Raw genomic sequence first — 12,438 nt, 5'->3', positions numbered from 1 at the left:
TTTCCTTTTGGAGCGCCTCAGCGGTAGAACATGGCGGTAATCACCATGGACACAAAAGGCGCAATGAACATGACGCTGTCAAACCGGTCCAGGATGCCTCCGTGGCCGGGGAAGATGGTGCCGTAATCCTTGATGCCGCACTGGCGCTTGACCACGCTGGCGAACAGGTCGCCGTAAATGCCCAGCACCGCGGCCACCACGCCCAGCAGAGCGATGATGACGTACATGGACACGCCGATGTTGCTGCGGGTAAAGGCCTCGGTGCGGTCGGCCAGCAGGGAGTAAATCACCGTGATGATGACGCCGAACAGCATGGTGCCCAGCACGCCGCCGATGGCGCCCTCCACCGTCTTTTTGGGGCTGACCTTGGGGCAGAGCTTATGCTTGCCGAAGGCGCGGCCGGCGAAATAGGCGCAGGTATCCCCGCCCCAGGCAAAGCAGAGGATCAGCAGGATAAAGAAGATGGCGTCGTAGCTGTACTCCTCCACCGGCAGCAGCATCTTCAGGTGGATCAGGGAGTAAAAGCAGAACAGGATAATCCCTGAAAAAAGCACCAGGCCGCTGACTTTTTGATAGCTGACGCTGCCGTTGCGCACCACCAGATAGATGCAGTAGAACAGCATCAGGGCGAAGGAAACCGCCATCACCATTCCCCGGGCGACCTGGTAGCTGGACAGCATCACCAGCAGGGTGTAGGGCACCAGAACGGCGTACAGTAGCCAGTCCTTCCGGTCAAAACCCAGGGCGGCGTAGACCTCGTGCATTCCAATCAGGGCGACGGCGGCCACCACCAGGTTGAACACCATGGTGTTGAAGGTCAGCATGACCAGAACCAGGACGGCAATGCCCACCAGGGCTGTAATCACTCGTGTTTTCATCGTTTCTCCTTACTTCGAGGTGTCCCCGGTCAGATGCCGCCGAACCGGCGGGAGCGCCGGTTGTACTCCTCAATGGCGGCGTCCAGGTCGGCCGGGGTGAAGTCGGGCCAGAGGACGTCCATCTCCACCAGCTCGGAGTAGGCGGCCTGCCACAGCATGAAGTTGGACAGCCGCTTCTCCCCGCTGGGGCGAAGGATCAGGTCGGGGTCCCGCTGACCGGCGGTATACATATGGGCCGACAGCATTTCCTCGGTGATGGAGGCGGGGTCCAGCTGACCGGCGGCGGCCTGACGGGCCAGGGCCTGGGCCGCCCGGACAATCTCCTGGCGGCCGCCGTAGTTGACGGCGATGTTCAGCACCATGCCGGTGCGGTCGGCGGTGCCCTCCTCGATCTCGTTCATCAGCTTCTGGTAGCGGGGCTCCAGGGCCGTGCGGTCCCCCAGAAAGACAATCTTATTGTTGCGGCTCTTGTAATCAAAGGCCTTGATAAGATATTCCCCCAGCAGCTTCATAATAGCCCCCACCTCGTCGGCGGGGCGCTTCCAGTTTTCGGTGGAAAAGGCATAGAAATACACCGACGCCAGGCCCAGCTGGTCGCAGTAATCGGCGATCTGCTGGAACACCTCGGCGCCCTTTTTATGGCCGGCGGTGCGGGGCAGGCCCCGCTTTTTGGCCCAGCGGCCGTTGCCGTCCATGATGATTCCCACCGACAGCCCGCGTGCAAATGAATCGGGATGCTGCGGCATTGTTTCAACCTCCTGTCCCGTCCGGCACTTCCCCGGCCGGTTATCGCAAAAAGTGCCGCGCACCTCCCAGCACACGGCACCTCCTGTTCCTTTGCTTGTGATCGATCAGACCGACATGATTTCCTTCTGCTTTTCCTCGACTGCCTTGTCGACCAGCTTGATGAACTTGTCGGTGACCTTCTGGACATCTTCTTCCATGGTCTTCTGGCTGTCCTCGGTCAGCTCGCCGGCCTTCTTCATGGCCTTGGCCTTATCCATGGCGTCGCGGCGGACGTTGCGGATGGCCACCTTGGCCTCCTCGCCCATCTTGGCCACGTCCTTGGCCAGCTGGCGGCGGCGTTCCTCGTTGGGTGCGGGGAAGTTCAGGCGGATGGTCTGGCCGTCGTCAATGGGGTTGATGCCCACGTCGCTGGCCTGGATGGCCTTGCTGATGGGACGCAGCAGAGAGCGGTCCCACGGGGTGATGGTCAGGGTGCGGGCCTCGCTGACGGCCACCGAAGCCACCTGCTGGATGGGGGTGGGGGAACCATAGTAGTCCACCGTCACCTTATCCAGGACGGCGGGGTTGGCCCGGCCGGCGCGGACAGCGGCCAGCTCCCGCTCCAGATGCTCCACCGCGCTTTTCATCTTGTCCTCAAACACCTTGGTATTGCTGCTCATAGTCGTCTATCTCCTGTTCGTTATCGTAATCCTGCCGGGCTGCGCGCCCAGTCTGATCCTGATTCCAGCATCGCGCTGCGGCGAAAAGCTCTTCGCCGCGGCTCGCCCCGCGGGCCGGGGCCCGGACGGAGGGAGCAAGTTCTTTCAGATTAGTATAGCGCCGGGTTACTCCTCGTAGACCAGAGTGCCCACATTTTCGCCCTGGACAGCCCGGGCGATGTTGTCGGGGTCAGCCAGGTCAAACACCAGGATGGGCAGGTGATTTTCCCGGCAGAGGGTAGCGGCGGTGCCGTCCATGACGGCCAGCTGATCCTCCAGCACCTTGGTGAAGGTGAGGGTATCGTACTTCTTGGCGTCGGGGTACTTGTGGGGGTCCTTGTCATAGACGCCGTCCACCATGGTGGCCTTGAACATCACATCGGCGGACACCTCCACGCCCCGCAGAGCGGTGGCGGTATCGGTGGAGAAGAAGGGGTTGCCGGTGCCGCCGCCGAAAATAGCCACCTTGCCGGCGTTCATGGCGTCCAGAGCGGCCTTACGGTCAAAGACCGGGGCCACCTTGGGCATCTCGATGGAGGTGAAGACCTCGGCGGGAACCCCCAGCTGGGCCAGCTTGTCCGAGACGGCCAGAGCGTTCATGACGGTGGCCAGCATTCCGATCTTGTCGGCCAGGGTGCGCTCCATCTTGCCGCTGGTGCGGCCGCGCCAGAAGTTGCCGCCGCCCACCACGATGCCGATCTGGACGCCCAGGTCATAGGCCTTCTTGACGCCGCCGCAGATGGAGTCCATGGCGGCCTCGTCAAAGCCCGAGCCCTTGTCGCCGCCCAGGGCCTCGCCGCTGATCTTGAGAAGAATACGATTATATTTCAGTGCCATACAATTTATCACTCCGCGCAAATTGAGATTCTCATTGTGCCTATTTTACAATAAAACCGGCCCAAAGTAAACAGGAAAAGCATCTTCCGCCGCCGGGTATTTGCCAAAAGGCCGGTGCCAGGGAACGGGGGCGGCTATTTCCCCGGGAAATGGCCCTCAGAGGCTGTCCCGCAGGGCCCGGAGGGCCTGTTTTTGTTCCGGGGTGATGCGGCGGCTTTCCAGAGCTTTCTGGATGGCCTTGGCCCGGACCCAGGGGGACAGCCGGGGCTCGGCCACCCAGGGCCAGGCGGCCTCGGGCTGTTTGGCCAGGGCGGTGGCAAAGAACCAGGCCACCATCATCCGCACATAATACTCCTCCGAATCCACCGCCCCCGCCCATTCCAGGTACTCGGGCCGGAACCCATCGTCCAGATAATAGCGCATCAGCATCCCCAGACCATAGCGGACGGTATAGACCCGGTCGGAACCCATCCACCGCCGCACCGGTTCCAGCAGGCGGTCGGTGTTTTTGGCGAATACCCTGGGGCTGGTGGTGTCGCAGGTGGCCCAGTTGTCGATGTAGGGCAAGAAGGCCTCCACCCCCGCCAAGGCTGCGTCGTAGTCCCGGATTCGCTCCAAAAGGAAGCCGTGGAGGTTGTCCTCCTCATAGTAGGCGTGGGGCAGCTGGCCCAGAAAGGCCTCCCCTTCGGGGGTGCCGGCCAGCTCCCTGGCCAGGGCCCGCAGAGCCGGAATCCGAACCCCGATCACCCTTTCGGGCGGAACGGTGGGCATCAGTCTGCACTGAAAGGCCTGATAGCTCTCATCCTGCATGGCAAAGAGTTTTTGGCGGATCTGCTGGGCCGCATCGGACATGGAACACCCCTCCTTTCCCCTATCTTACCGGAAAGCCGGACCGGTGTAAAGCAGGATTTTTCATTTTTCGCTCTGGACTTTTTGAAAAAAGTGTGGTAAAATACTACTCACACATGCGGGTATAGTACATCGGCTAGTATAACAGCCTTCCAAGCTGTGGAGGTCGGTTCGATTCCGATTACCCGCTCCAATCGCCCCACAGGTTTCGGCCTGCGGGGCTTTTTTGTCGTTCTTTTTCCCGTGAACCCCAAGGAGGCCCATCATGTCCGCTGTCATCCAGCTCAAACCCTACCAAAACGAAACCGACACCGCCCTCTCCCTGATCCAGGCCTTCTGGCTGCGCCACAGCCATGTGGAGCAGACCGCCGAGGAGGCCGCCCGGGACCTGAAGGCCTGGACCGGCGATGGCCACGCCTTTTATCTGATCCAGCGCCAGGGGCAGGTGGTGGGCTTTCTCCATCTGGGCAGTCGGGGCGGCCCCATCGACTGGCTGGAGGAGCTGTTCATCCTGCCCGCCTGGCAGAACCAGGGCATCGGCACCGAGGTCATCCGTCAGGCAGAGGAGATGGTCCGGGCCTATTCCGACGCGGTCCACATCGAGGCCGTCGCCCGGAACGAGGGCGCCATCCGGCTGTACCGCCGTCTGGGCTATGACTGCCTCAACTCCATCACCATCCGCAAAGACCTGCGGGACACCGGATTCCGCTGCGTGCGGCAGGAAAAACTCTACGATCTGCCCTTTGAAATCCGCAAAAAAGACTGAGCCGGAGGCGCCCGTAGAATACATCATCCATTTGCTTGAAAATTATTTGACAATCACCGCCGAAAGTGTATAATATCACTAAAGCCTTTGACTCACACGAAAGTCTCTGGCTTTTATGACTTTCATGGACTTATATGGAGGAGATTGTATCATGTCCAAGTTGGAAACCCGCAGAACGTTCCTGAAGCAGACCGGCCTGTCCCTGGGCGGCCTGGCTCTGCTCGGTCTGACCGGCTGCTCTCAGCCCGCCGCCAGCTCCACCGCAGCATCCTCTGCCGCGTCCTCTGAGGCCACGGCCACCGCTGCTGCCGCAGAAGCCACCATTCCGGCCCATCCCTATCCTTCCTGTGAATTCGATCTGGACCGGGTGCAAGAACTGGGCTATGAGAGCTTCTATCAGAACGGCTGCTGCTTTGCAGTGTCCAACGCTCTGCTGACCGAGCTGAAGGAAAAGGTCGGCTTCCCCTACACTGCCATCCCCGCCGAGATGTTCGTCAACGGCAAGGCAGGCTACGGCGCCGGCACCCTCTGCGGCTCTCTGGGCGGCGCAGCCGCCGTCATCGGCCTGATGTGCTCTCCGGAGGACGCTTCGGCCATCACCAAGGAGCTGTTCAGCTGGTACACCTCCACCAATCTCCCCATCTATCAGCCTGAGATCACGGCCGAAACCCCCACCATCGCCAAGACCGTGAACTGCTCCGACAGCGTCACCACCTTTATGAACGCCGCCGGCATCACCGAGATGAGCGATCCCCGCCGTATGGCCCGCTGCGGCGGCGTCAGCGCCGACGTGGCCCGCAAGACCGCCGAGCTGCTGAACATCCACTTCGGCTACATGGATGCCGCCCTGGCTGAGAACACCGCCGAGGAGGCTCTGGCCGACAATGAGTACATCGGTGAGGGCGAAGGCTTTGGCGGCACCATCAAGGTCAAGGTCACCATGGACGGCGACAAGATCAGCAAGATCGAAGTGCTGTCCCACGGCGAGACCGCCGGCGTGTCCGACCCCGCCTTTGAGACCATCCCCGACACCATCATCAAGGCCCAGTCCACCGACGTGGATCTGGCTGCCGGCGCATCCTTCTCCAGCCAGGGCATCATTGACGCCGTGAACGACGCTCTGTCCAAGGTGGCCAAGTAAGCGCCTGTCCCCTTTTTTCTGAACAAAAAGAAATCCGCATCTTTCCTGTGCCGTTTTGGCCGGAGGGATGCGGATTTTTCTGGTTTCAGAGGATGTTCCCGGGCCTCACAGCAGGGCGAGACGGATCAGGCCCAGCACCAGCAGGTGGACCGGGTAGAACAGGTAGAAAAACCACTGGGCGAACCGGCGGCCCTTCTCGGCCCGCCGGCCATTGTAGAGGCACAGGATGACAAAGCCTGCCAGCACCACCCCCAGGGCGCCCCAGGGTCCGGTCTGGCTCAGCAGGCCCATGACGGCAAAGAGGACCGCGGCCCAGCCAAAGGCCTGGATGGTCCGCCGGCGGGAACCCCTGGCCCAGGCGAACAGGAGGGTGTAGCAGGGAGCCAGCAAAGCCCAGTCGCAGATGCAGGACAGCAGCACCAGACCCGTCAGGGCAGTTTTGCGCCGCAGACCGGGGGCCAGGCGCTCCCGCACCTCCAGAAGGCCAAAGCAGATCAGGAGGGTGAACAGCATGTTCAGACCCTGGAACTGGATGCCTGTTCCCTGGCTGAAGGCCAGGCTGAAGGGCAGCTGGGACAGCAGGGCGAACCCTGCCAGCCGGAGGGCATATTTTTTCTTGGAGCGGGTGTAGCCGTATCCCTCCACCAGAAACCAGCACATGACCGGCGCGGTGAAATAGCCGATGTCCACCATCACCTCATACAGAAGGCCGGGGGCCAGAAAGATATTGGCGATGTGGTTCAGCAGCATGGTGAACATGGCGATGTACTTGATCTGGTCCCGGTTCAGCACCGGCCAGCGCGCGGCTTGTTCATCCATTGGAAACAACTCCTTTCCCGTTTCCTCAGCCCTGCCAGCCCCGGGCGGCGGGGTCCAGCTGGCCGGCGGCGGTGTACAGCAGGGCGTTGCAGACAGCCGCCGCCACGCTGCTGCCCCCCTTGCGGCCCATGGCGGCAATGGCCGGCACCCCCAGCTTTTCGCACAGGGACATCAGCCGTTCCTTGCTCTCCACCACGTTGACAAAGCCCACCGGCACCCCGATGATGAGGGCCGGGCGGAAATCCCCCGCCTCCATGGCGTCACAGAGGGCAAAGAGGGCGGTGGGGGCGTTGCCCACCGCAAACACTGCCCCCGGGTGCTGCCGGGCGGCATACTTCATGGCCGCCACCGCCCGGGTGGTGCCCGCCTCTTTGGCGGCGGCTGCCACCGCCGGGTCGGCCATATAGCAGAAGGCCGCTCCGCCCAGTTTGACCAGGGCCGGCTTGCTCACCCCCGCCAGGGCCATATTGGTGTCGGTGACGATAACTGCCCCGGCGGCCAGGGCTTCCGCCCCCCGCCGGACCGCCTCCGGGGTGAACCGGAGATTTTCGGCGTACTCGAAATCCGCCGTGGCGTGGACCACCCGGCGGACCACCGCCTCATTCTCAGGCGGCGGAGTCAGACCCCGCTGGGCCAGCTCCTCCGCAATGATGGCCAGGCTGGTCCGCTCGATGTCGCCGGGCAGTTTATGGGTTTGTTCGCTCAAAATTCCACCCCTTTCCGGGCTTTGACCCCTTTTTCGTAGGGGTGGCGCCAGCAGTGCATCTCGGTGGAATAGTCGGCCAGCTCCTCCATCCAGGGGGCGGGCTTGCGGCCGGTGAGGACAATCTCCTGCCCCGCCGGGCGTTCCCGCACCGCCTGTTCCAGCAGCTGCCGGTCCACCATGTTCAGTTCCCAGGCGGCGCAGGCCTCATCCAGCACCAGCAGGTCCGCCGGGCGGGCCAGCGCGGCCCGCAGATTCTCATTTTGCAGGGCCCGGGTGGCGGCTTTTTCGGCGTCGTTCATCTGAAAGACAAACTTCTGCCCCGCCTTGCCCCGGTAAACCTCGGCCCCCAGCTGCCGCAGCAGAGGGATTTCGCCGGTGTCGGCTCCCTTCAAAAACTGCACCACCACCACCCGGCATCCATTGCCCAGGGCCCGCAGGGCCAGGCCCATGGCGGCGGTGGTCTTTCCCTTGCCTTCTCCCCAGTAGAGGTGTACCATTCCCAGTTCCATTGTCAGCCCTCCATCATTCGATAAATGGCGTCCATGTCCAGCGCGGCCCGGACCGCTTCGGCCAGGCGGTCAAATTCCCGCTCCTGGAACGCCCGGTGGGACAAAGGCGCCGCCCCGGCCGGGTCGATGCCCTTGGTTTTGCACAAAAGGTCCGCCAGGCGGGCGGTGGCCTCGCCGGTGTCAAACAGGCCGTGGAGGTAGGTGCCGTAGACATTGCCCGCCGCACAGCCCTCGGCCCGGCCGTCTTCCAGGCGGCAGAAGGGTTCCCCATCCACCCGGGTCTTGCCCATGTGGATTTCGTAGCCCTCCAGCCGGGCCCCTGCGAAGGGCCCCGCCAGGGCCCGGGCTTCCACCCGGGTGCGGGTCTTTTGGGCACAGAATACCGTATCCACCGGCAGCAGGCCCAGACCCCGCACCACCGCCCCGGGAACGCCGCCCTCGGTGCCCTCGGGATCGGAGAGGGTGCGGCCCAGCATCTGATACCCGCCGCAAATCCCCATCACCGGCACGCCGGCGGCGGCCAGCTTCAGGATGACGGCTTCCAGGCCGTTCTCCCGCAGCCAGACCAGGTCGTCCAGGGTGCTCTTGGTCCCGGGCAGAATCACCACGTCGGGCCGGCCCAGCGTCTGGGTGCCGCTGACATACCGCACCCCCAGCAGCGGATGCTGTTCCAGGGGGGAAAAGTCGGTGAAGTTGGAGATCCGGGGCAGCCGGATCACCGCGGCGTCCAGAGGCTTGTGGGCCTCGGTGCGGCCCAGGGACGGGGCCAGAGAGTCCTCGTCGTCGATCTCGGTCCGCACATAGGGCACCACCCCGATGACCGGCACCCCGGTCTTTTCCTCCAGAGGGGCCAGGCCGGGGCGCAGGATTTCCACATCGCCCCGGAATTTGTTGATAATCAGGCCTTTGACCCGGGCCCGTTCCTCCGGTTCCAGCAGGGCCACCGTGCCGTACAGCTGGGCGAACACCCCGCCCCGGTCGATGTCTCCCGCCAGCAGCACCGGCGCATCCACCAGCCTGGCCAGGCCCATATTGACGATATCGTCGGCCTTGAGGTTGATTTCGGCGGGGCTGCCCGCCCCCTCAATGACGATGACGTCGTTTTCCTCCGCCAGGCTGTGATAGGCCGCCAGAATCTCGGGCACCAGCTGCTTTTTGTACCGGAAATAGTCCCGGGCCGGCATCTGGCCCCGGACCTCGCCGTTGACAATCACCTGGCTGCCCACGTCGCTGCAGGGTTTCAGCAGGATGGGATTCATCCGCACATCCGGCTCCACCCCGGCGGCCATAGCCTGCACCACCTGGGCCCGGCCCATCTCCAGGCCGTCCCGGGTGACGTAGCTGTTCAGGGCCATGTTCTGGCTCTTGAAGGGGGCGCACCGCAGCCCGTCCTGATGGAAAATCCGGCACAGGGCTGCACACAGCAGGCTTTTGCCTGCCCCCGACATGGTCCCCTGCACCATGATGCAGCGGGTCTTTTTCATCCCAGCACCTCCTTCAAAGCCGCCAGCAGGCGGTCATTTTCCGGCCCGGTGCGGACCGCCGTCCGGTACCATGCATCGTCCAGGCCCTGATAATTGCCGCAGCTGCGCAGCAAAATCCCACGCTGCCGCAGAGGATCTATCAGGGGCTTTTCGCAGCGGAACAGCAGATAGTTGGCCTCGCCTTCCACCACCCGGCAGCCCAAAGCCCGCAAGCCCGCTGCCAGCCGGGGCCGCTGGGCCCCGATCAGGGCCCGCACCCGCTCCACATAGGCCGTTTCGTTCAAAGCAGCCAGACCCGCCTCCTGGGCCGGGGTGGACACCGCCCAGGGCTGGCCGGCCCGGCGCATCCGGTCCAGCAGGTCCTCATTGGCGGACAGAGCATAGCCCAGCCGCACCCCCGCCATGCCGTAAATCTTGGTGAAGGCCTTGAAAATCAGCAGGTTGGGAAAATCCTTCAGTCTGCCTTTCAGCGTGTGGGCGTCGGGGTCGGCCAGAAAATCCCCGAAGCACTCGTCCAGGGCCAGCACCGCCCCCACCTCCCGGCAGCGGGTCAGAATCCGTTCCAGCAGGGGCCGGGGGGTGGTGCGGCCGGTGGGGTTGTTGGGCTCACAGAGAAAGACCATCTCCACCCCGGGGCGGATGGCCTCCAGAATCCCCTCGTCCAGGGCAAAGTCCTTTTCTTCCCGCAGGGCATAGTGTTCCACATTGCATCCGGCGGACTGTTCCAGGGCTTCCTGGTATTCCGCAAAGGTGGGCGCGGTCACCAGGGCCTGTTTGGGCCTCAGGGCCAGCGCCGCCCGCCAGATCACATCTGCGGCGCCGTTGCCGCAGAGAATCCATTCCGGCGGCAGGCCCTCCGCCTGGCCGATGGCCTCCCGCAGGGCGCGGCAGAGGGGGTCCGGGTAGCGGGTGCACCGGTCGGCGCAGGAGGTCAAGGCCCGGGCCACCCCTTCCGGCAGGCCCAGCGGGCTGACATTGGCCGAACAGTCCAGCAGCGGGGCGTCGGGGCCGTACTGGGCCGCAAAGCCCGCCCAGTCCCCGCCGTGGGTCAGCGTCACATTCTGCTTCATAGCCACCACCTCAGCCCAAACCACACACCCAGCCGGAGGGCCAGACCCAGACCCAGAGCCAGGAATCCCGCCAGGTAGAGAATCCGGTCGGCCCGGAGAATGTCCTCCGGCTCCACCGGGCGGCCGGGGTCGCCGATGGTGGGCTTGTCATAATATTCCCCAAAATACCAGGCCGGACCTGCCAGCTGGACCCCCAGGGCTCCGGCGCAGGCCGATTCGGTCTGGGCCGAATTGGGGCTGGCGTGGCAGCGGCGGTCCCGCCGCCAGATGCGGAAGGCATTTTTGGCGTCAAAGCCGGCCAGGGCCGAGGCCGCAATCCAGACCAGGGCCGCCAGCCGGGCGGGAATCCAGTTGGCCGCGTCGTCCAGATGGGCCGCAGCCCGGCCAAAGTAGAGATACCGCTGGTTTTTGTAGCCCACCATGCTGTCCATGGTGTTGACGGCCTTATAGGCCAGGCCCAGGGGCGCGCCCCCGATCAGCAGGTAAAACAGCGGCGCCAGCACCCCGTCCGAGAAGTTCTCGGCCACCGTCTCCACGGCGGCCTTGGCCACTCCTTCCGACGACAGGGCCGCCGTGTCCCGGCCCACAATCCGGCTCACCTGACGCCGGGCCGCCGGCAGGTCCCCGGCTTTCAGGGGCGGATAGACCCGGCTGCTCTCGTCGGCCAGCCCCTGCAGGGCCAGCGCCTGCCAGCACCACAGCAGTTCCACCCCAAAGCCCAAAGCCGGGTGGATGTGATAAGCCAGGGCGCAGACCGCCGCCGTGACAGCCCAGGTGCCCAGAGGCAGAACCGCCGCCAGCACCCGCCCCGCCGTCTGCTGTCCGGCGGGGGTGTCGGGAAAGATCCGCCGCAGCAGCTGTTCCAGCCGGGCAATGATTTTGCCCATCAGCACCACCGGGTGGGGCATCCAGGCCGGGTCGGCCAGCAGCAAATCCAGCCCAAAGCCTCCCAGCACCGCCAGCGCCGTCAGCATTCAGCCTCCGGGCGGGTATACTGGACGGTGCCCAGGCAGCGCAGATGGTGTTCTTTCTGCCAGGTGTCGGCGTCCCCCTCCAGCACAAAGCCGCCGGCGTTGGGGCCGCACCATTCATGGTAGGTCTTGCGGGGCAGGGCATACCGCTCCATGGAGGCCATCTGGGTGCCGCCATGAGCCAGAATCACCAGCTGGTCCTTTCCCTCGGCAAAGGCCTGGTCCACCAGACGGGCAAAGGCCGCGCAGACCCGGGCCGAAAAGTCCTCTTTCCGCTCGCCGTCGGGGCAGGTGCTCTCACAGTTGGAGGCCACCCAGGCCAGATAGTCGGGGTCCTGCTCCATCTCGATGTAGTTGCGGCCCTCAAAGGTGCCGAAGTTCATTTCCCGCAGATCGGGCACCACCACCTGGCGGGCCTCCGGGAACAAAATCTTGGCGGTCTGGCGGGCCCGGGTCAGGGGGCTGACATAGACCACCTCGGGGTCAAAATCGGCCCGGCGCAGCATGGCCCGGCCCTTGGTGGACAGGGGGATATCCCGCTGTCCCTGATAGCGCTTCTGGGTATTGTACTCGGTCACGCCATGGCGCAGCAAATAGATTTTCACAGTGCACACTCTCCTTTCAATACCAGCGGCAGCCCGCAGAACACCCGCACCACGCAGTCGGCCCGGGCCGCCAGCAGGCAGGCCAGGCGGCCCGCCGCTTCCCGGCTGGCCCGCTGGGCGGGGTCGGCCGGCACCACGCCGGCCCCCACCTCGGTCATCAGGACCGCCTCCCGGGCGGACAATTCCTCCGCCAGGGCTTCCAGATTCTCGCAGTCTGCCGCCAGGTCCTGGGCATCCCAGACGGCGCGGGAGGACAGTTCCTCCGGGGTGCAGCCCAGCACACGGCAGGCAAAAGCCCGCTTCCCACTCCAGAGCGGGCCGGTAATCAGCATCATTTTACCCTTTCCCCCTCTCTGCG

General features: G+C 64.2%; 15 protein-coding genes and 1 tRNA gene. 3 read left to right on the top strand and 13 right to left on the bottom strand.

Annotated features, from left to right (window positions below; translation table 11 throughout):
• Positions 1-17: 17 nt before the first annotated feature.
• The 5 genes from B5E67_RS02415 to B5E67_RS02395 form a co-directional block, all read right to left on the bottom strand.
• Positions 18-878 (bottom strand): phosphatidate cytidylyltransferase, encoded by an 861-nt coding sequence (locus B5E67_RS02415; RefSeq protein ID WP_087382498.1) that lies wholly within the window; start codon positions 876-878, stop codon positions 18-20.
• 29 nt (positions 879-907) lie between these two features.
• The gene (gene uppS, locus B5E67_RS02410) at positions 908-1,624 is read right to left on the bottom strand and encodes a polyprenyl diphosphate synthase (RefSeq protein ID WP_087382496.1); all 717 of its coding nucleotides are present in this window, start codon (positions 1,622-1,624) and stop codon (positions 908-910) included.
• A 105-nt stretch (positions 1,625-1,729) separates the two neighbouring features.
• Complete coding sequence (gene frr, locus B5E67_RS02405; protein ID WP_087245311.1) at positions 1,730-2,284, bottom strand: ribosome recycling factor; 555 nt, start codon at positions 2,282-2,284, stop codon at positions 1,730-1,732.
• Positions 2,285-2,449: 165 nt separating this feature from the next.
• On the bottom strand, positions 2,450-3,160 hold the full coding sequence (gene pyrH, locus B5E67_RS02400) for a UMP kinase (RefSeq protein WP_087245309.1): 711 nt from the start codon (positions 3,158-3,160) through the stop codon (positions 2,450-2,452).
• Positions 3,161-3,316: 156 nt separating this feature from the next.
• A complete protein-coding gene (locus tag B5E67_RS02395; RefSeq protein ID WP_087382493.1) occupies positions 3,317-4,012 on the bottom strand; it encodes a DNA alkylation repair protein in 696 nt (231 codons plus the stop codon).
• Positions 4,013-4,127: 115 nt separating this feature from the next.
• Here B5E67_RS02395 and B5E67_RS02390 point away from each other — a divergent pair.
• The 3 genes from B5E67_RS02390 to B5E67_RS02380 all read left to right on the top strand — a co-directional run bounded on the left by B5E67_RS02390 (position 4,128) and on the right by B5E67_RS02380 (position 5,916).
• Positions 4,128-4,202 (top strand) — tRNA-Gly (locus B5E67_RS02390).
• A gap of 72 nt (positions 4,203-4,274) precedes the next feature.
• A complete protein-coding gene (locus tag B5E67_RS02385) occupies positions 4,275-4,775 on the top strand; it encodes a GNAT family N-acetyltransferase (protein ID WP_087382490.1) in 501 nt (166 codons plus the stop codon).
• Between the two features lie 151 nt (positions 4,776-4,926).
• Entirely contained in the window at positions 4,927-5,916 is a 990-nt protein-coding gene (locus tag B5E67_RS02380) for a C-GCAxxG-C-C family (seleno)protein (RefSeq protein WP_158098840.1), read from the top strand.
• Positions 5,917-6,021: 105 nt separating this feature from the next.
• Here the strand turns inward: B5E67_RS02380 and B5E67_RS02375 are convergent, their stop codons facing one another.
• From B5E67_RS02375 to B5E67_RS02340, 8 genes are read right to left on the bottom strand one after another with little or no spacing between them, the layout of a single operon-like run.
• Positions 6,022-6,735 (bottom strand): TraX family protein, encoded by a 714-nt coding sequence (locus B5E67_RS02375; RefSeq protein ID WP_242956724.1) that lies wholly within the window; start codon positions 6,733-6,735, stop codon positions 6,022-6,024.
• A gap of 25 nt (positions 6,736-6,760) precedes the next feature.
• Positions 6,761-7,441, bottom strand: a complete 681-nt coding sequence (locus B5E67_RS02370; protein ID WP_087382484.1) for a precorrin-8X methylmutase — start codon at positions 7,439-7,441, stop codon at positions 6,761-6,763.
• Positions 7,438-7,950 (bottom strand): cob(I)yrinic acid a,c-diamide adenosyltransferase, encoded by a 513-nt coding sequence (locus B5E67_RS02365; protein WP_087245299.1) that lies wholly within the window; start codon positions 7,948-7,950, stop codon positions 7,438-7,440. The genes B5E67_RS02370 and B5E67_RS02365 overlap by 4 nt, the downstream gene beginning before the upstream one ends.
• A 2-nt stretch (positions 7,951-7,952) precedes the next feature.
• Complete coding sequence (locus B5E67_RS02360; RefSeq protein WP_087382481.1) at positions 7,953-9,434, bottom strand: cobyric acid synthase; 1,482 nt, start codon at positions 9,432-9,434, stop codon at positions 7,953-7,955.
• Positions 9,431-10,504 carry a threonine-phosphate decarboxylase CobD gene (gene cobD, locus B5E67_RS02355; protein ID WP_087382478.1) on the bottom strand — a complete coding sequence of 358 codons (1,074 nt, stop codon included), beginning with the start codon at positions 10,502-10,504 and terminating at the stop codon, positions 9,431-9,433. Before cobD ends, B5E67_RS02360 begins: the two co-directional genes overlap by 4 nt.
• On the bottom strand, positions 10,501-11,478 hold the full coding sequence (gene cbiB, locus B5E67_RS02350) for an adenosylcobinamide-phosphate synthase CbiB (protein ID WP_087382474.1): 978 nt from the start codon (positions 11,476-11,478) through the stop codon (positions 10,501-10,503). Before cbiB ends, cobD begins: the two co-directional genes overlap by 4 nt.
• Positions 11,472-12,080, bottom strand: a complete 609-nt coding sequence (locus B5E67_RS02345) for a histidine phosphatase family protein (RefSeq protein WP_087382471.1) — start codon at positions 12,078-12,080, stop codon at positions 11,472-11,474. The genes cbiB and B5E67_RS02345 overlap by 7 nt, the downstream gene beginning before the upstream one ends.
• Complete coding sequence (locus B5E67_RS02340) at positions 12,077-12,415, bottom strand: bifunctional adenosylcobinamide kinase/adenosylcobinamide-phosphate guanylyltransferase (RefSeq protein WP_087382469.1); 339 nt, start codon at positions 12,413-12,415, stop codon at positions 12,077-12,079. The genes B5E67_RS02345 and B5E67_RS02340 overlap by 4 nt, the downstream gene beginning before the upstream one ends.
• Positions 12,416-12,438: the final 23 nt, after the last annotated feature.

Origin of the sequence: Faecalibacterium sp. An122 (assembly GCF_002160895.1) — a bacterium.
Lineage (GTDB): Bacteria > Bacillota > Clostridia > Oscillospirales > Ruminococcaceae > Faecalibacterium.
Note: the sequence above shows the minus strand (reverse complement) of the source record. Positions and strands in the feature narration are given on the sequence as shown.